We start from the raw sequence: 18,453 nt of genomic DNA, 5'->3' as shown, positions 1-18,453 counted from the left end.
AGTAAGGAATTCTTCTTCTTTTTTGTAGGAAAAGGCAGTGTTTTTGATTAATCTTTTCTAATCCTGCGTTGCCTTTTCTGTGGAAATGTGATAAAATTATAAACTGATACGAATTAATTAGGTGAAAATTTATGACTGAATTATGAATCAACAGGAGGGAATCGATTGAATAAATACTGGAAGGCCATTGGGCTGTATGCGATGATTTTTGTTCTGATTTTGGCTGTACTGGCCTTCAATAGCGAGGCAATCACCGCTCCCCAGAAGGAGCAAAAGGCGTATAATTATACTAATTTGTATAATGAGCTAGAAAATGACAATATTAAAGAGCTGGAAATTACCAGAAGTAAAGAAGTTGGAGATTTTGGTTCTGCAGAGGCGACGTTGAGTGATGGAAGTGTGATTACCATAAATCTTCCCAGCGTTTCTACATTCCAGAAGCTTGTAGATGAAAAAATAGCCCAGGGCAGTAAGATTGAGGTTACAACGAAGGATGTGCAGAAGGAAAGCTTGCTTTCCACAATACTTCCTTCTCTGATTATGATGGTTGTTATGGTTCTGTTCTTTATCCTGCTGTTTAACAAACTTCAGGGTGGCGGCGGAAAGATGGCATCCTTCGGTAAGAGCAAGGCAAAGATGAGCGTTGAAGGGGAAAATAAAATCACCTTTGAGAACGTAGCGGGCTGTGATGAGGAAAAAGCGGAGCTGGAAGAACTTGTGCAATTTCTTCGTACACCACAGAAGTTTACAAATTTAGGTGCAAGAATTCCTAAGGGTGTGCTTTTGGTAGGCCCTCCGGGAACAGGTAAAACGTTGCTTGCAAAGGCAGTTGCCGGCGAGGCTGGCGTTCCTTTCTTTAGCATTTCCGGTTCCGATTTCGTTGAAATGTTTGTTGGTGTGGGTGCGTCGCGTGTAAGAGATTTGTTTGATCAGGCAAAAAAGCATGCGCCAAGTATTGTTTTTATAGATGAAATTGATGCCGTAGGTCGCCGCAGAGGTGCTGGTCTTGGTGGCGGGCATGACGAAAGGGAGCAAACCTTGAATCAGTTGTTAGTTGAGATGGACGGTTTTGGGATTAATGATAGTGTTATTATTATAGCGGCTACCAACCGTGCAGATATTTTAGACCCTGCTCTTTTACGTCCCGGTCGTTTTGATAGACAGGTTTATGTTGGCAGACCAGATGTTAGGGGTAGAGAGGCAATTTTGCGCGTACATTCCAAGGGCAAAATCTTATCTCCGGAGGTAGATCTGAAGGTGGTTGCTCAGACAACAGCCGGCTTTACCGGGGCTGACTTGGCGAACCTTTTGAACGAGGCTGCTTTATTGACTGCAAGAGTGAATAAAACGGAAATTGATATGGAAGAAATCCAAAAAGCGTTGATAAAAATTGGCGTAGGAACGGAGAAAAAGACGAGAGTTATTTCCGATAAGGAAAAATATATCACTGCTTACCATGAAAGCGGTCATGCAATTTTGTTTGAAGTTTTAAGCGAGTTGGATCCTGTGCATAGCATTTCCATAATTCCCACAGGAATGGCAGGTGGTTATACCATGCCTTTACCTGGCGAGGATAAAATGTATTACACAAAGCTTTTTATGGAGCAAGAAATTATCAGCTTACTGGGTGGTCGTGCTGCCGAGTTCATTGTAATTAAAGATATTACCACAGGTGCCTCTAACGATATTGAACGGGCAACGGCAATGGCAAGGAATATGGTTACCAAGTATGGCATGAGCGATATTTTGGGTCCTATTCAGTTTGGTGGAGAAGAGGGCAATGAAGTATTTATCGGCAGAGACTGGGGACATCAGCGCAATTACAGCGAGGCTGTTGCCACAACCATTGATAAAGAAGTAAACCGTATTGTGACCCAAGCATATGAAGAGGCGATACGTATTTTGAAAGAAAATATTGAAGTTTTGCATGCTTCTTCCAAGCTTCTTGTAGAAAAAGAGAAGGTTACAGGGGAAGAATTCCGCAAATTGTTTGATCAAGAGGTGCGTAACGAGGTTTTAGGCATCTCAAATGATGTAACAAAGGGATTTATTGATTGATAAAACATAAGAGAAAATAGAGAGGAGTAAGTATAATGGAGTTTAACAATATTGTACCCGGCATTACCTTTGAGAGAGAATATTTCGTAGAGGAGGCAGATACAGCCACAGTATTCGGTAACGACAACGTTCCTGTTTTTGCCTCCCCCAGGTTATTATCTTGGATTGAAGGCACCTCTATTGGTGCGGTGAAGCCCTTTCTACCCGAAGGTTGGGAAACAGTTGGTACTTCTTTTGACTTTAAACATATGGCAGCAACTCCCGTTGGAATGAAGGTTCGGGTAGTTGTTGAGGTGACAGAGGTAAACGGTAAACTTTTAACCTTCCAGATTAAGGCTTATGATGAAGTGGATAAAATTTGTGAAGGAACCCATGGCCGTGCAATCATTGATTTGAAAAAATTTATGAGCCGTGTAAATAGTAAGTCAAAAGGATAAAATTAACTTAGAGCGTAAGCAAACCTTAGTGGTTGTCCAACCCACTAGCTTTTCAGCCTTGTGTTCGCTGAATTTTGCCATTGTGGGTATTTGTGGGCAAGTCCAAGATTTTGACTTATCTTTAAGCATAGGATAAATAGATACGTTCTTGTGACCAAAAGGTCATGAAACGTCCTATTTTCCTTGAATGAGCAAAGCCTATTCTGAAGGATTTTGCTTGGGGAACCAAGACCTTCCGTTTTAAAAATAGGTTTTTCGACAGTCTAAGAGCGTCTCACAGGCGCTCTTTTTTTAGCGGAGGCTATGATTATGTATCGAATTTTAGAATTTTTACGTCAAGAAAAAGGTTTTATATCCGGTGAGGAAATTGGAAAGAGATTGGATATTAGTCGGGCGGCAGTCTGGAAAGGCATTAAAAAGCTAAGGGAAGAGGGCTATGTCATTGAGGCGGTCACCAATAAGGGATACCGTTTGATTTTACATGATACCATGTATAATGAAAAAGAGATCGCCCAAGGGCTGGCTACAAAGAAGCTGGGGTATCCTGTATACTTTTTTAAGGAAACAGATACTACCAATGGTCGTCTGCGGGATATTGCCGCAGGGGGTGAAACTGAGGGTGCCATTGCCGTTGCGGAGCAAATGACTGCGGGACGGGGGAGACGGGGGCGACCTTGGGAAGCACCGGCAGGTTCCGGCATCTGGATGAGTATATTATTACGCCCCAATATTTTTCCTTCCCAGGCATCGGTTTTAACTCTTTTGGCGGGACTAGCCGTTTGTCAGAGCATTGAGGAGGAAACAGGTCTTACCCCTTCCATAAAATGGCCCAATGATATTATGCTCAATGGAAAAAAACTGGTTGGCATTTTAACAGAAATGGAGTGCGAGATGCAACAGACCCATTTTGTCATTGTAGGTATTGGAATTAATGTCAATACTACAGAATTTCCAGAAGGACTTATGGATGTTGCCACATCTCTTTATTTGGAAAGTGGACGAACCTTTTCCAGAAAGAATATTTTGCAACGGGTGTTGTTAAACTTTGAAAAGCTGTATATGGAGCTTTTGGATTCCCATTGCAGTTTTGCCCCTTTCCTTGATCGGTACAAAGAAAAATGTTCTACCATTCATCAGGAGGTTAAGGTTTTGGGGAAGGAAACCTTTTTTGCCCAAGCGGTGGATATCACTCCTGAAGGAGAATTGGTTGTAATTAGAAAGGACAATGGAAAAAAAGAGGTTGTTTTTTCCGGAGAAGTATCTATCAGAGGAGGAAAGACCAGTGAATGATTTGATTTTGGCGGCGGCTAGCTATGAAAAGCAGAAATACTATTTGGAACAGAAATTTCAGGCACTTCCTGAGGCGATTCAGGAAGATGTGCGTATCATTTGCGTTACAACGGCACAAAAGCTTGGCTGTACTTTTTTAATGGGTTTTCATCAGGACGGGGAAATTTACTTTGAAACGGTAAAACAGGAAGATGATTTCAATTTTGACGAGATTGGTGCAGAGTTGGAGATTAAAGAAATTATTCGTACCCAAAAAGAGCTGATTGGCGCATTAAAGGTATGGTATACTGTGTTTTTTACAGAAGACGGGGAACAATTAAAAGATACACTCCTGAATGGGTAAAAAATGACGAAACATTGTACAAAAATTAACGAAAATCACAAAAATATATTGTAATTCTCTCATTAACTGATATAATGGTGCATGGCAACCTTTCTGGGAAAAGCCATTAAAGATGTCATGGTAAAAAGCCAGATATACTTGAATGCTTGGAGAGTCTGCCAAATGAAAACCTAGTAATCTTATATCTTCCGCAATGCGGGGCATAAGAGTGAGAATGAAAGGAGCAATTACAATGAGTGAACAAGCAGTGGCAGTAAAAAGCGGAGAAAGGCTTTCAGTAAAGGATTTAACCACCACAGGGATGATGATCGGCATTATTTTGCTGATGTCCTTTACCCCTTTGGGATATCTGCGAACGGCAGGACTGGAGGTTTCTTTGATTACCATTCCCGTTGCCATAGGTGCAATGATTATCGGGCCCAGAGCTGGATTGCTATTAGGCACAGTTTTTGGATTAACCAGCTTTTATCAATGCTTTGGGATGAGCCCTTTTGGTGCGGCTCTTTTGGGAATCAATCCTTTTTTGACATTTCTTGTTTGTGTGCCTACAAGAGCCATTATGGGATGGCTTACAGGTATCTTATTTATTGCAGTTGAAAAGCTGGATCGTTCTAAAACAATTTGCTTTTTTGTAGGCGGTATCATTGCCGCAATATTAAATACGTTATTGTTTATGGGGGCATTGATGCTGTTTTTCTGGAATACGGAATATATTCAGTCTATTAATGCCGGCATCGGCAATTTGAGCATTTTTGCGTTTGTACTTACTTTTGTTGGTGTGAATGGTTTGTTGGAAATGCCGGCAACCTGTATTGTAGGTGGCGTGGTTTCTAAGACACTGAGAAAAGTATTATATAAGAAGATTCGATCAAACTAAGGGAAATCACAAGGGTACGGGTTATCCCGTACCCTTTTAGGCTTTGGTTTTGAGGAGAGGGCAAAATGATATTAGTAATTGATGTGAGCAATACCAATACAATAATGGGTGTTTTTGATGGAGAAGCCCTTGTGGCGAATTGGAGATTATCCACGTTAAGCACTCGAACTTCTGATGAAACAGGAATACTCATCCGCTCTTTATTTCAGCATTCCGGAATTTCGGTGATTGAGATTGAAGCAGTGGTTGTTTCTTCTGTTGTTCCAAATGTAATGTATTCCCTGACAAACGGTATACGCAAATATTTAAAGCGAGAAGCCATGATTGTTCGTTCGGGGATGAAAACCGGAATTAACCTTCGCATGGAAAATCCCAAAGAAATGGGTACAGATCGTATTGTGAATTTGGTTGCGGCCTATGAGAGATATGGTGGCCCCGCCATTGTAATAGATTACAGTACGGCTACAACCTATGATGTGGTGAATGAAAACGGCGAATTTGTAACAGGTATTACAGCACCGGGGCTTCAGGTTTGTGCCGAGGCCTTGTACCAAAGGGCAGCAAACTTGCCTAAGTTTGAAATTATCGCCCCCGATAGCATCATTACCAAAACAACGATTGAGAGTATGCAAGCAGGCCTTGTGATTAGTCATATTGGCGAAACCATCTACATGATTGAATGTATCCGTGAGGAGTTGGGATTTCCCGATTTAAAGGTGATTGCCACAGGTGGTCTTGCAAGAATCATTGATGAAAAGGAAGAGATATTTGATGTTTATGACCCTGTTCTTGCACTGCATGGGTTACGGCTCATTTACGAAAAGAACAAGAATAGGCGACAGGGGGAAAGTAAATGCTTTTAGTAATTGATGTTGGGAATACGAATTATGTTTTGGGAGTATATCATGGTGAAAAGCTGGTGAAATGCTGGCGTATGGCAACAGGCAGTAATAAAACCGCCGATGAGACAGGAATTTTCTTGTATAATCTTTTTGAAGCATCAGGTTTTGACGTGAGTCGCATTGAAGCTGTGATTATTTCCTCTGTTGTGCCAGATATTATGTATTCTCTGACACAGGGAATTCGAAAATATTTTAATATTGAACCGATGATTGTCACTGCCGGTATGAAAACGGGTATTGTCATTAAACGGGACAACCCTAAAGCGGTAGGGGCAGATCGTATTGTAAATTTGGTTGCGGCAAATGAGATTTACGGGGGCCCTGCGGTAGTCATTGATTATGGAACTGCCAATACCTTTGATGTAATTAACGAAAAATCAGAATTTATCACAGGATTAATTACGCCAGGCATTTCTATCTGTGCTGAGGCATTATATCAAAGGGCGGCACAGCTTCCCAAAATAGAAATCAAAAAGCCCAAATCAATTATTGTGAAGAATACTGTGGGAAGTATTCAGGCGGGATTGGTCATTGGGCACATCGGGCAAACAAAATATATCATTCAGCAATTAAGAGAACAGCTAGGCATTCCTGACATGAAAGTGGTTGCAACAGGGGGGTTGGCTAGAGTGATTGACCCCAATAAGGAAATATTCGATATTCTTGACCCTGTTTTGACCCTAAAGGGGCTGAAAATTTTATATCAGAAGAATAAATAATTTCAGCGGCGAGAACCCCATTTTAAAGACGAATTACTGGGAAAGGTACCAAGGATATTTCGTTCCTATTGAAAAGGTCCCGCTAGCTTCTAGAGTATCTCAAGACCTTTGGTGACAGATGCCATTCATTGTAATATGCAAAAGCTTATTTAATTAAGCAATAAAAGGGTGTCGAGTTTATCGACACCCTAACACGGGCTTGCCCGTTTTTTTATTGCATATAAACCATGGGCTTTACTTTCATGATAACTGGAACAAACCCTAAGAATAGTTTTCCTTGCAACAAATATAAATGTTTGGTATGATAATAAACCGAGAAGGATTTGAGGTGTTTATCGTGAAAATTGGAAATGTGGAACTTATGAATAATGTCTTTTTAGCGCCAATGGCAGGGGTGACAGATTTGCCCTTTCGCTTGCTGTGCAAAGAAATGGGCTGTGGCTTAGTCTATTCCGAAATGGTAAGCGCCAAAGGCATTTTATATGACAATAAAAACACAACGGAGCTATTGACGGTGGAAGCGGCAGAACGTCCCACGGCAATACAGCTTTTTGGTTCGGATCCTCAAATTTTAGGGGAGATGGGGCGGAAAATTGAAGAGTACCCATTTGATATTATTGATGTTAATATGGGCTGTCCTGCCCCCAAAATAGTGAAAAATGGTGAAGGCAGTGCGCTGACAAAAGATCCCCTTCGGGTGGGTGAAATCGTGAAAGCTTTGGTGGAAGGGCAGAAAAAACCTGTTACCATTAAATTTCGCAAAGGTTTCGATGATATGCATATTAATGCACCTGAAATTGCAAAAATTGCTGAGGTAAACGGTGCTTCTGCGGTGGCAGTACACGGGAGAACCAGAGAGCAATATTACAGTGGCAAGGCTGATTGGGATATCATTCGTCAGGTAAAGGAGTCTGTGTCTATTCCTGTAATTGGAAATGGGGATGTATTTACTCCTGAGGATGCAAAAAGCTTATTTGAGCATACCGGTTGTGATGCCATAATGGTAGGACGGGGGGCTCAAGGTAACCCTTGGATTTTCCAAAGAATTCTTCACTATCTGAAAACAGGGGAGCTGCTACCAGAACCTACTGCAAAGGAACGGGTTGAAAAGGCCTTGCGTCATGGCAAAATGCTGATTGATTATAAAGGGGAATATGTGGGCATCAGAGAAATGCGTAAGCATATGGCATGGTATTTAAAGGGGTTGCCCGGTGCTGCGGAGTTCAGAGGGAAGTTAAATTATACGGAGAGTTTGAATGAAATGGAAAGCCTGCTAAAGGAATATTTAAAGAAATTTGGAGAACAGTGATCTGTAGAATTGAGGATATCAAGAAGATATACGTTTGGGAATGAACTGGGAACAGTAAAAAGGATTTTTGGATTTTTTATGGGTATTCAAGATAATAGAGCCGATTTAGAAACAGTGTTTATTCAACGTTTTTAAAATTGAGTATGAATGGGATAAAAGCAGTACATCATCAAACAGATTATTTCTTATCCACTTTCCAAGGAAGAGTTAGACCTGAAAAGAGGCTTCCTGAGGGAAAAAGCGGTATAACGGCAAACTATGTGTTGTTGTTTTAATGGGAACAATAGAAAATAGGAGCTCCCTTTTTTGAATGGTCTTTTTTGTTAGAAAAGGGTTTGTTTTTTTATAATAAATTAGGAAGTGAAGTACCAAGATTAGGTAAATGTTTATCTTTGCTATGAAGTTTATAAATATTTGCTTATAAAATTGTTGTAGAAAAATCACCATATCTTTGTATTTTTTTTGAGATTTTACAGCATATCGACAATTTCGCATGTATTTCAATTCTTTTCATTGCAAGGGAAAAAAGAGAGTGCTATAATCTTTCAGGTGCTAAATTCTAATTATTGGTTTCCGACCAATAATTTTTTTTGGAGTTTTGTACCGAAAGGTCATTATACTGTTATGATTCATTTCATTATTACTAAAGGAGGTCATTATTTTGGAAAACCGTAAGATTATTCAAGTGGATGAAAAGGTACCTTTTTCTCTTCTTGCACCCCTATCTTTACAGCATATGTTCGCTATGTTTGGCGCAACGGTGCTGGTTCCATTCCTTTTTGGCATCAATTCAGCTGTTGTTCTTTTTATGAATGGTTTCGGCACACTACTCTTTATTTTCATTACAAAAGGTAAAGCCCCGGCTTATTTAGGATCCAGTTTTGCGTTCCTAGCACCGGGACTTTTGATTATAGAGAGATTTGGTTATGCCTATGCATTAGGCGGTTTTGTCGCTGTTGGCTTTTGCGGCTGCATTGTTGCCTTAATCATCAAGAAATTTGGTTCTGATTGGATTAATATCATCCTTCCTCCTGCGGCAATGGGCCCTGTGGTTGCTTTAATTGGTTTGGAATTGGCGGGCACTGCAGCAAATACAGCGGGACTTTTGGCGGAAGGCGGCCCCTCCAGTGCAGATGTTACTGTATTTATGGTTACTTTAGGCGTAGCTGTTTTCGGTTCTGTATTATTCCGTAAGTTTTTTGCGGTTATTCCCATCTTGATTGCCGTTGTTTGCGGTTACATTACATCCTATTTTGTGGGACTTGTAGATTTCGGCGCTGTTGCAGAGGCAGGCTGGTTTGCACTTCCTAATTTCTCTACTCCCAAGTTTAGTCCAGAGGCAATCTTAATTATGCTTCCCGCTCTTTTGGTTATCATTTCTGAACATATTGGTCATCAGATTGTTACAAGCAAAATTATTGGTCGTGACTTATTAAAGGATCCCGGTTTACATCGTTCCTTATTTGCGGACAACTTCTCCACTATGCTTTCAGGGTTTATTGGTTCCGTTCCAACAACAACCTACGGCGAAAATATTGGTGTTATGGCAATTACGAAGGTGTACAGTGTTCGTGTTATTGCAGGTGCGGCAGTTCTTTCTGTCATTTGTTCCTTTATTGGGAAACTGACTGTACTAATCGGCACAATACCCGGTGCGGTCATTGGGGGAATTTCCTTCTTGCTTTACGGTATGATTGGTACATCCGGTTTGAGAATTCTTGTTGACTCTAAGGTTGATTTTGATAAATCCAAAAATATTGCTTTAACATCCGTTATCTTTGTGGTTGGTTTATCCGGAATTTCAATTAATCTAGGCACAATTGCATTAAGAGGGATGTCTCTTGCGGCTTTGGTTGCTATGGCATTAAGCTTACTCTTCTATGTTTTTGACAAAATGGGTATAATGAACGATAATTAATTACAGAGGGAATTTAGCAAGTATCTATGCATATAAAATGTATAAATTTAGGTCTTTATTCATTTGTAGTGATTGAATCTCGAATATAAAAACCGGCGGTTTCTTTGATGGAAGCCGCCGGTTTCTTTTCATATAATTAAGTACTATCTGCTATTTACTTTTCCTGAAATATGTTCAATATCAATGCGGCATACACCGGTGCGCTTTAGTCTGGGTTGGATGTAGTCTAGATGATTTTCAAGCATATCAGGGCTGTAACGCTGGCAAATTAATTTCAGAGCAAACAGTTTTTCGTCTTCATCTTCAATCATTTTGGCCATTCCTTCCGCAACAGCGCTTTCAAATCGAACGGTATAATGCTCTTGTTCAACATCGGCTTTACTGACGAAGCTCATGGAGACCTTAGGGTTGTCTTTTATATTTTCAAGCTTTCGTCCTTCCAATGCACAGTGAAAATAAATACAGTTTTCATGCACAACATGACTGACAGCAATTGCATAGGGATACCCGTCGGAACCTACGGTACACAGCATGCCATATTCGCTTTTCTGCATAATTTCTCTTGCGATATCTTCTGTAACTAATCTGTCTTTACGACGCATTTCTTTTCTCATAAAATCCCTCCTTGTCTCCATATCTTAACATAATAAATATATAAGTAAAGTCGGTTTTCTGAGAAATTTTCAGAGAGTAAAAATAGATCAAATTGAATCATGCCCAAAGCATCGAAAAGGGGGTATATTAACTGCATAAAAGGATTAAATGCCAAACAGACAGTAATCCTTTTTTCATCAAAAAAGTCATAAGCTAGTGATATTACGCTAAACCTAAATTGAAGAGTCTAATTTCTTCAATGCTTCAGATGTCATTCAAGGCCCAGTTTTTCTGGGCTTCCTCCAAAATCAGCTTAGCACGCAAATATCGCTCCAATCTTTGAAAATCTTTAGGGGTTAAGCCTGGCAGGCGGTTTAAGTCCATATTATCCGCCAAATCGGAAAGCTTAACAGTGGTAGCCAGAGGGTTTTTTGCAACCTCCTTAATGTGTTCCATATAGTCTTGCCCTATTTTTCTGGTAAGACAAACTACAGCATCAACAACTTCTCTTGGGAAGCCTTCCTTTAAAAGATCATCAGCCGTTAAATTGCTATCTTCTAAGGTATCATGAAGCATTGCCACAGTTTTTTCCGTGAGGCTATTACATCGAAGCATAACACGTACAGGATGCAGAATGTATGGATTTCCGCCTTTATCAAGCTGACCCATATGGGCCGTTGCAGCTAGGATCATTGCTTTTTCAAGCATAATATGTCTCCTTTTTGTAATTTTGGTTAAAAAAAGTGTAACATAAGGAACAAAAGAAAACAATAAAACCAAGCATAAAATGGAAAAAATCGTCAGCGAAATGTTACAAAATTTAATAAAATCTTCAATTACTCCTTATAAAAATATGTTATGATAAAACAAACAACAAAAGGGGGCAAGGAAATGATTTTTTATTTCAGCGGAACAGGAAATTCCTATGCAGTTGCTCGTTTTTTTTCCGATCATTTGAATGAGGATTTGGTTGATATTGCTCAGGCCATGAAGAATAAAGAAACAGAATTTCAGTTGCGAGAGGATGAGAAGCTGGGGTTTGTGTTTCCTGTGTATGCGTGGGCACCGCCCAAAATGGTCCTTGATTTTATAAAGAAGTTGGTAATCAATTGTGACAAGCTGCCTTATACCTATGGGATATGTACCTGTGGTGGTACAGCTGGGAATACCATGGATATTTTAGAGGATGCTTTAAGCCAAAAGGGCATAACCATGGATAGTGGATATTCCGTGGTTATGCCGGATAATTTTGTGATTATGTTTAAAGTAGACTCCTTGGCAAAGCAGAATGCTTTTTTGCAAGAAGCACAAAAAACCATGGAGCGAATTTTAGATTCGGTGATACAACAAAAACGAAAGTTCTATCGTATAAAAAGGGGTAAGGTAAGCAGACTTTTAACTGTATTGGTTAATCCAAGCTTTCAGCGTTATGGAACAAAGACAAAACCTTTTTATGCCACCGATGATTGTATTCACTGTGGCCTTTGTGAAAAAATATGTACAGCAAATTGTATTGAATTAATCAATGGGATTCCTCAATGGACGAAAGCGCAATGCAATATGTGTTTGGCTTGTGTGAATCGATGTCCAAATGGTGCCATTCAATATGGCAAAAAGACAAAAGATAAAGGACAGTATGTTCACCCTTGCTGGAAATAAAGTTTAGATGGGAGAATGAAAAATGAAGAGAAGAAAATGGACAATTTGCCTTTTGGCAATGGCGGTTGCCCTAGGGGTAAGTGGCTGTGGACGTGGAAATACTGTTGCGGCAGCCGAACCGCTGATGTTACAGGCCGGGCCGATACAGCCTGTGGAACCCAAAAGGTCTCAACTTATTGGTGAGAAGGAATCGACAATTGAATATGCAGCACCCCTTGCTTATGTTTTAGCATATCCTCATTTGTCTAATGAAGTCATTGATAATCAGATTCTACAATTTATTGATGGGCTTAAGACGGATTTTGCACAGAAGTATGACCTGAAGGATGAGAAGGAAAAAAGAGACTATCACAGGAAGACTGTAATTCCTTTTTGTATTTGGATTATGATAGTTACATAGTCAGTGAAGATAAAATCTGTATTATTTTTTATGAAACACAAGAGTTGGAGCAGAAGATTTCTCCCACAGAACAGAAAACCAATACGGTAGAGCGTGTTCACATTTTCCATTTTAATACCAAAACAGGAGAACGGATTAGTGAGGATTCTTTGAGAAAAGATGGATTTTTAGAAGCCGTTTCTGCATATGTCATACGATATTTTACAGAGAATGAGCCTTACAAAGACAGAATTTTTGGCGATTATAGAAAAACCTTGGCACCGGATGCTGGGCGTTTTAATCGCTTTGCCTTAAATGATAAAGGTGTGTTATTGTTCTTTGAACGTTACGACATTTTTCCAGGGAGTCTTGGTAGAGTTGAGCTTTTGGTTCCCTACAGTGAGCTGGCAGGTTTGCTGAACGGAGTTGGCATAGAGGCACCGCCTGTGGTGGAGGAAAAGGAACCTGAGGTAAAGGAGCCCACAGAAAAGATTGATCGGGTTATTGATCCTACCAAGCCTATGGTTGCATTGACCTTTGACGATGGCCCCAAACCGAGTTCTACCGAACGGATATTAGACGCCTTGGAAAAAAACCATGCCGTAGCTACATTTTTCGATTTGGGCAAACTTGTTGAGGCATACCCAGATACGGTAAAAAGGGAGCTGGCATTGGGGTGCGAGGTGGGGAGTCATTCCTACTCCCACAAGAACTTCAATACGCTATCCCCAGAGGCGATAAATGAGGATGTAAAGAAGACAGCAGCAGCATTTCAAAAAGCCGTGGGCTTTGAACCTACCTTATTCCGCCCTCCCTATGGCAATTGCAACGATACTGTGAAGAAGCATATTCCTATGGCCATGGTAACTTGGTCTATTGATACACTGGATTGGAAAACAAAGAGCCCAGATGCAATTATGAAGTTAATCCGCAGTGAAGGGAACTTAGATGGAAAGGTTATTTTAATGCATGGGATTTATGAAACCAGTGCCGAGGCCACAGAAAAGCTTGTGCCCTATTTAATAAAACAGGGATATCAACTTGTGACAGTTTCTGAAATGGCTAAATATCGCCATGATGGTAAGCTGGAGGACGGTAAGCTCTATGGATATTCCTATTTTCAATAGGCAGAAGAGATAATATAGATGAAATAGCCGCCGTAAGGCGGTTATTTTTATATAGATGGATAATCTAAATAAAAATAGAGATAAATATAAAAAGGTATTGCAAATTATCTCTACATAGAGTATTATATATCTACATAGAGATATTAGAGGTGAGAAAATGGCAAAAGCAGAGTTGAAAATCTTAATCGGTCTTCATCGGGCAGTAAACTATATTGACCGCCAATCCGCTAAGATTTTCACAGAGTATAAGCTTTCCATGGGGCAGTTTGCCGTATTGGAGGCTTTATACCACAAAGGTGATGCAACGGTTGGAGAAATTCAGGAGAGAATATTGAGTTCCAGTGGAACCATGCCTCTTATTATAAATAATCTTGAAAAAAGGGGTTACCTTATTCGAGAAACAGATAGGAAAGATAAAAGACGATGCATCCTTCATATTACTCCTCAAGGAGAGGAACTCATTTGTGAGGTTTACCCAAAAAATGAGGCCAAAATTTTTGAGATAATGTCCTACTGGACGGAAGCAGAAAAGGACCAATTGGTCACTTTATTAAAAAAGTTTGGAGATGAGATCAATGGAGAGAAAAGTTAAGAGACAGATTACAGGGTTTCCAACACAGGATGGAGCTGGGGTGAAGTTGGTTCGGGTTTTGGGTTTAGAGACAACAGCGGAATATGACCCTATTTTGATGTTAGATTCCTTTGATAGCACAAATCCCCAGGATTATATTGCCGGATTCCCCATGCATCCACATAGAGGAATTGAAACCATCAGCTACATATATCGTGGGAAGATGGTGCATAAAGATAGCTTAGGAAACGAAGACTCTATTTCTGACGGAGAGGTTCAGTGGATGACAGCAGGCTCAGGTATTCTTCACGAAGAAAGGTTGCCAGCCTCGGAGAGAATGCTCGGGGTACAGCTATGGCTGAACTTACCTGTAAAGGATAAAATGACAGCTCCAGCCTATCAAAGCATCAAGAGTCATGAGATTGAGGAAATTGCAATTGAAAATGGAAAGCTGAGGCTCCTTGCAGGGCAATTCAAAGGCAAACAAGGTTTCAGCAGTAAACATTTACCTATAGATTATTATGATATTCATCTTTCTCCCAATGCTTCTATATCCATTGATACTGAAACAGACCGCTCGGTTTTGGTTTTTACATTAGTGGGAGAGGTTACAATAGGCGGTGAGTTGGTGAAGGAGAAAACAGCGGCAAAACTTACCTCTGGCGACAACGTAGAAATAAAAAGCGTCGACAAGGACGCCCAAGTATTATTTATCAGTTCAAAGGCATTGGAAGAACCCATCGCTTGGGGTGGTCCTATTGTAATGAATACAAAGGATGAATTGCAAAAAGCATTTGCAGAATTAAGACAAGGAACTTTTTTGCAACAAGAAATGAAATATGACAAAAAATAAGATATTAGAAAACCAAGGAGGAATTGACATGAGTATGATGCAAGCATTGGAAAAAAGAAGAAGTTATTACAACATCAATAAAGAACTTCCCGTTGATAGTGGAAAAGTAATTCAAACAATTGAAACTTTAACAGAGCTGGTGCCCGATGCATTTAATATGAAGAGCTCTCGAGTGGTGGTAGCCTTAGAAGAGAAACAGAATTTATTGTGGGATACAATCTATGATGTTTTTGAAGGTAAGGTTCCCAGAGAAAAAATTGATAGTTTTAAAGCAGGCGCCGGTACAATTCTTTATTTTTACGACCAAGAGGTGGTGAAGGGGCTTCAGGAAAAATTCCCCTTGTATGCAGCAAACTTCCCTTCATGGGCAATGCAAGCCAGTGCCATGCTTCAAATTAGCATTTGGAGCGAGTTGCGGGAGATGGGGATCGGTGCATCTTTACAGCATTATAATCCTGTTATTGACCAAAAAATGCGTGAACTGTTTGATTTACCTGAAAGTTATTTGTTGATTGCCCAAATGCCTTTTGGTGGCATTGGTGAGGAACCTGCACAGAAAGAAAAAGAAGATATCTCTAAAAGAGTAAAAATAGTAAGATAGTATTTAATTAGGGAAAAAGCCTCAATTCTAATATAGGATTGAGGCTTTTAGTCTGTCAAAAGAGAGTTTTTTATAACGGAAGGTTTAGGAAAAGAGAGGCTTTCCAATGGAATTCTAGGATGAAATTTGTTTATCTCAGGCAAATATGGTGATTTAACGCCTTTTAGGGTAGAAACATATTATTTGACCGTAAGAGCTGAGTTATTTTCAAAGGGTGTCGATTTTATCGACACCCAAAGTATTCAAAAATGACGATGTTTTCCTATGTGTTTTTTCGGGAAAGAGAACCATGGATGAAGCTTATAGGCTTGGGGCAGCCTGTTGGGATAAATAAACAGATTCCAATTCCTCAATGGGGAAAGGCTTGTGATAGAAATAGCCTTGGAAAATATCGCACTGGGATTGATCTAACAATGCTACGTTTTCGGCGGTTTCCACGCCCTCGCAAACCACAGCAGTATTCAAACTTTTCACTAATTTAATGAGTTGGAGCAAGAGCGTGGCTTCTTTTTTTGTGATATCTGTTTTTAAGAAAGCCCGGTCGAACTTTATTTCATCAAATATCATAGGAGAAAGTGCCTTTAATGAGGAATAACCACTACCAAAGTCATCCAGAGAAACACGATAGCCCTTTTCGTGGAGACCAACCACAAACTTTTCGGCGGCATCAATTTCTTGGATGTAAGCACTTTCCGTTAGCTCAAAAGTAATGAGGGAGGGTGGAATGGGATAAGCTTCCTCTAGGCTGTGTAATTTTCTCCAAAATAAATCCAAGTCATAAAGATGCAAACGAGAAACGTTGACAGAAATAGGAAGGTAGGATTTACCTGCAAGCTTTCTTTCATGAAGGTAGGCGAATACCTTATCATATACATAATGATCCATCTCAACAATATCCCCTGTTTCCTCTAAAATAGGAATGAAGGCATCAGGGGAAAGGAATGTTCCATCGGCATTTTTCCAGCGAATCAGTGCCTCTGCGCTGCAAATTTTTTTGTCAGCATGGAGAACTTTTGGCTGAATATATACATGGAATTCCTGATTTTCTAACGCTGACTGGAACGAATGGATAATTTCCCAGCGCTTTTTTATGGATTGATTGATTTCATGGGAAAATACTACAATATTGTGGTAGGGCGGGAAGGAGGACTTTCGGGCACAATCCGCATTTGTAAGCATTTCCTCCACCGACATATTGGTATTGCGAATAAAATAAATTCCGCTTTTTAGTACAAATCTGCTTCCTGAATAAGCGCTGTTAAGCTGTTGGGAAAATTCTGTGTTCCAGTTTTGGATAACCTTTTCTGCCTCTTCCTCAGAATATTCAGATAAATCTGCCAGAAAAGCAAAGTTATCTGAATAAAGCCGGCAGGAGCATAGGCAAAAAGGTTCTTTGCCCAACGCATAGGCAAATTGTTTCAGGATATTATCCCCTTCTTTATGACCATATAAGTCGTTGATGTACCTGAAATGATTCATTCCTGTGCAGACAAGGGCAAGGTGGGTTTTTTCTTTGTAAAGGCGTAGAACCTTTTCCACGGTTGCAAGAAAGGCGTCAAAGGTTAGCATCCCTGTCAAGGAATCCCTTTCCCCAAGGCCTACTCTTTCTAAATCCAGCATTTTACTAATTTGTTCTATCTCTAATAAATTACCCGATTTTATCATACGTTTGTTTTCATACATTCGTTTGTCCGCCTCCTGTAGGAGCTCGTCCATTAGGTAATAATTTTCTCGGGTACTGATGGCGTACCCCTGGGCATAGCTAATTTGAATATCTGCAAGCTTATTTAAGGCTTCCGTCGCGGAACGAATGCGTTCTAAAAATGCTTCCATCAGCTTCACATTGCAGTTTTGTATAATTACGATAAATTCGTCACCGCCAAAACGGCCTAAAAAGAATTTTTTCTCCGCACTTTGACGCAATAGTATTACAAATTGCTGGATAAGCCGATCTCCTTTCTCATGGCCGTAAAAATCGTTTACTTTTTTCAAGTTATTTAAGTCAAACATGGCAAGGCCAATATGTAAGGTGCTATCCCGACAATCTAATATGCTCATTTGCTCCAAACAAGCATGCTTGTTCATAATTCCCGTGATGTCTGTATAAGCATTTTTCTTGAGCATTCGATTTACACCTAACTGGAAGAAGAAAATGATAATTGCCGTCAGTGCTAAAATCAGAGCGGCTACGTGGCTGCGGTAGGAGAGGCTATTCCATTTAAGAATATTGTTTTGCCTTGAAAGGGTGGCATTTTCCAGTAAAATATAAAGTTCCACGGCACCAATGAGGACAATGATGGCAGCGTTTATATATGATAAAATAACAATACGTTTCTTATTCATGGGATAACCTCACTTTAAAATAACTTTCTTTGCCAAGTCTTCTCCAATTCCGATACGGGAATCTTTTACGTTGATTAAAATGTAATTGTTAAATTTAGATACAACTGTAATCACAGTATTGGGGATAAGTCCTAAGCTTTCCAAATGGTGGCGTTCCTTTTCCCTTCCTGCAATGCGTACAATTATGTAAGGAATATCGATTTCTGCTAAAAGTAACGGCATAATACCCCTCCTACTGATTATTAGTTAGTTTATACTAACTTCATAGGCAATTGTATCACGCCGCTTTATAATATTCAAGAGAAGATTTCCTATAATAACCAAAATATTTTTTTGCTTTCGTTGTGCTAAGTTAAAATTAAAGTCGCCTAAAAAAGAAGAGATCAGACAAAAAGTGAGGGGGAAGAGTCTGAAGAGATACGATTTACGAGAAATAGTAAAGGGTGCCAATGTATTTGGCACCCTTTACATCT

The 18,453-nt window shown here is 39.9% G+C and carries 19 protein-coding genes; 15 read left to right on the top strand and 4 right to left on the bottom strand.

Annotated features, from left to right (window positions below; genetic code table 11):
• The first annotated feature begins 201 nt into the window (after window positions 1-201).
• The 9 genes from ftsH to uraA all read left to right on the top strand — a co-directional run bounded on the left by ftsH (window position 202) and on the right by uraA (window position 9,853).
• Entirely contained in the window at window positions 202-2,058 is a 1,857-nt protein-coding gene (ftsH, locus tag CPRO_RS13380) for an ATP-dependent zinc metalloprotease FtsH (protein ID WP_096348660.1), read from the top strand.
• A 35-nt stretch (window positions 2,059-2,093) separates the two neighbouring features.
• Window positions 2,094-2,495, top strand: a complete 402-nt coding sequence (locus tag CPRO_RS13375) for a thioesterase family protein (RefSeq protein WP_066052895.1) — start codon at window positions 2,094-2,096, stop codon at window positions 2,493-2,495.
• Between the two features lie 309 nt (window positions 2,496-2,804).
• On the top strand, window positions 2,805-3,785 hold the full coding sequence (locus CPRO_RS13370; protein WP_066052892.1) for a biotin--[acetyl-CoA-carboxylase] ligase: 981 nt from the start codon (window positions 2,805-2,807) through the stop codon (window positions 3,783-3,785).
• On the top strand, window positions 3,778-4,128 hold the full coding sequence (locus CPRO_RS13365) for a DUF6145 family protein (protein WP_066052890.1): 351 nt from the start codon (window positions 3,778-3,780) through the stop codon (window positions 4,126-4,128). Before CPRO_RS13370 ends, CPRO_RS13365 begins: the two co-directional genes overlap by 8 nt.
• A gap of 232 nt (window positions 4,129-4,360) precedes the next feature.
• Window positions 4,361-5,005 (top strand): ECF transporter S component, encoded by a 645-nt coding sequence (locus tag CPRO_RS13360; protein WP_066052888.1) that lies wholly within the window; start codon window positions 4,361-4,363, stop codon window positions 5,003-5,005.
• 65 nt (window positions 5,006-5,070) lie between these two features.
• Window positions 5,071-5,868 carry a type III pantothenate kinase gene (locus CPRO_RS13355; protein ID WP_066052885.1) on the top strand — a complete coding sequence of 266 codons (798 nt, stop codon included), beginning with the start codon at window positions 5,071-5,073 and terminating at the stop codon, window positions 5,866-5,868.
• Window positions 5,859-6,626: a type III pantothenate kinase gene (locus tag CPRO_RS13350; RefSeq protein ID WP_066052882.1), complete on the top strand. Its 768-nt coding sequence runs from the start codon at window positions 5,859-5,861 to the stop codon at window positions 6,624-6,626. The genes CPRO_RS13355 and CPRO_RS13350 overlap by 10 nt, the downstream gene beginning before the upstream one ends.
• A gap of 301 nt (window positions 6,627-6,927) precedes the next feature.
• Window positions 6,928-7,935 carry a tRNA dihydrouridine synthase DusB gene (dusB, locus tag CPRO_RS13345; RefSeq protein WP_066054078.1) on the top strand — a complete coding sequence of 336 codons (1,008 nt, stop codon included), beginning with the start codon at window positions 6,928-6,930 and terminating at the stop codon, window positions 7,933-7,935.
• A 661-nt stretch (window positions 7,936-8,596) separates the two neighbouring features.
• Window positions 8,597-9,853 carry a uracil permease gene (gene uraA / locus CPRO_RS13335; protein WP_066052878.1) on the top strand — a complete coding sequence of 419 codons (1,257 nt, stop codon included), beginning with the start codon at window positions 8,597-8,599 and terminating at the stop codon, window positions 9,851-9,853.
• A 143-nt stretch (window positions 9,854-9,996) separates the two neighbouring features.
• On the opposite strand, the gene CPRO_RS13330 is transcribed toward uraA, so the two are convergent.
• Both CPRO_RS13330 and CPRO_RS13325 read right to left on the bottom strand, forming a co-directional pair.
• Window positions 9,997-10,467, bottom strand: a complete 471-nt coding sequence (locus CPRO_RS13330; protein ID WP_157881686.1) for a pyridoxamine 5'-phosphate oxidase family protein — start codon at window positions 10,465-10,467, stop codon at window positions 9,997-9,999.
• A 244-nt stretch (window positions 10,468-10,711) separates the two neighbouring features.
• Complete coding sequence (locus CPRO_RS13325) at window positions 10,712-11,155, bottom strand: hypothetical protein (RefSeq protein WP_066052872.1); 444 nt, start codon at window positions 11,153-11,155, stop codon at window positions 10,712-10,714.
• Window positions 11,156-11,338: 183 nt separating this feature from the next.
• Here CPRO_RS13325 and CPRO_RS13320 point away from each other — a divergent pair, with 183 nt between their 5' ends.
• The 6 genes from CPRO_RS13320 (at window position 11,339) to CPRO_RS13295 (ending at window position 15,637) form a co-directional block, all read left to right on the top strand.
• Window positions 11,339-12,106 (top strand): EFR1 family ferrodoxin, encoded by a 768-nt coding sequence (locus CPRO_RS13320; protein WP_066052869.1) that lies wholly within the window; start codon window positions 11,339-11,341, stop codon window positions 12,104-12,106.
• A 22-nt stretch (window positions 12,107-12,128) separates the two neighbouring features.
• Window positions 12,129-12,506 (top strand): LPS-assembly lipoprotein LptE, encoded by a 378-nt coding sequence (locus tag CPRO_RS13315; RefSeq protein WP_066052866.1) that lies wholly within the window; start codon window positions 12,129-12,131, stop codon window positions 12,504-12,506.
• Complete coding sequence (locus tag CPRO_RS13310; RefSeq protein ID WP_066052865.1) at window positions 12,479-13,612, top strand: polysaccharide deacetylase family protein; 1,134 nt, start codon at window positions 12,479-12,481, stop codon at window positions 13,610-13,612. The genes CPRO_RS13315 and CPRO_RS13310 overlap by 28 nt, the downstream gene beginning before the upstream one ends.
• A gap of 157 nt (window positions 13,613-13,769) precedes the next feature.
• Entirely contained in the window at window positions 13,770-14,204 is a 435-nt protein-coding gene (locus CPRO_RS13305) for a MarR family winged helix-turn-helix transcriptional regulator (RefSeq protein ID WP_066052862.1), read from the top strand.
• Window positions 14,188-15,036, top strand: a complete 849-nt coding sequence (locus tag CPRO_RS13300; RefSeq protein ID WP_066052859.1) for a pirin family protein — start codon at window positions 14,188-14,190, stop codon at window positions 15,034-15,036. Before CPRO_RS13305 ends, CPRO_RS13300 begins: the two co-directional genes overlap by 17 nt.
• A 28-nt stretch (window positions 15,037-15,064) precedes the next feature.
• A complete protein-coding gene (locus tag CPRO_RS13295) occupies window positions 15,065-15,637 on the top strand; it encodes a nitroreductase family protein (RefSeq protein WP_066052856.1) in 573 nt (190 codons plus the stop codon).
• A gap of 300 nt (window positions 15,638-15,937) precedes the next feature.
• Here CPRO_RS13295 and CPRO_RS13290 read toward each other — a convergent pair whose 3' ends face one another.
• Window positions 15,938-17,980 carry a bifunctional diguanylate cyclase/phosphodiesterase gene (locus CPRO_RS13290; RefSeq protein WP_066052853.1) on the bottom strand — a complete coding sequence of 681 codons (2,043 nt, stop codon included), beginning with the start codon at window positions 17,978-17,980 and terminating at the stop codon, window positions 15,938-15,940.
• 9 nt (window positions 17,981-17,989) lie between these two features.
• Window positions 17,990-18,202, bottom strand: coding sequence for a FeoA family protein (locus tag CPRO_RS13285; RefSeq protein WP_066052851.1), 213 nt, complete (start codon window positions 18,200-18,202; stop codon window positions 17,990-17,992).
• Between the last annotated feature and the right edge of the window lie 251 nt (window positions 18,203-18,453).

The organism is Anaerotignum propionicum DSM 1682, assembly GCF_001561955.1.
Lineage (GTDB): Bacteria > Bacillota > Clostridia > Lachnospirales > Anaerotignaceae > Chakrabartyella > Chakrabartyella propionicum.
The sequence above is the reverse complement of the archived record's forward strand: the minus strand, read 5'-3'. Positions and strand labels throughout refer to the sequence as shown.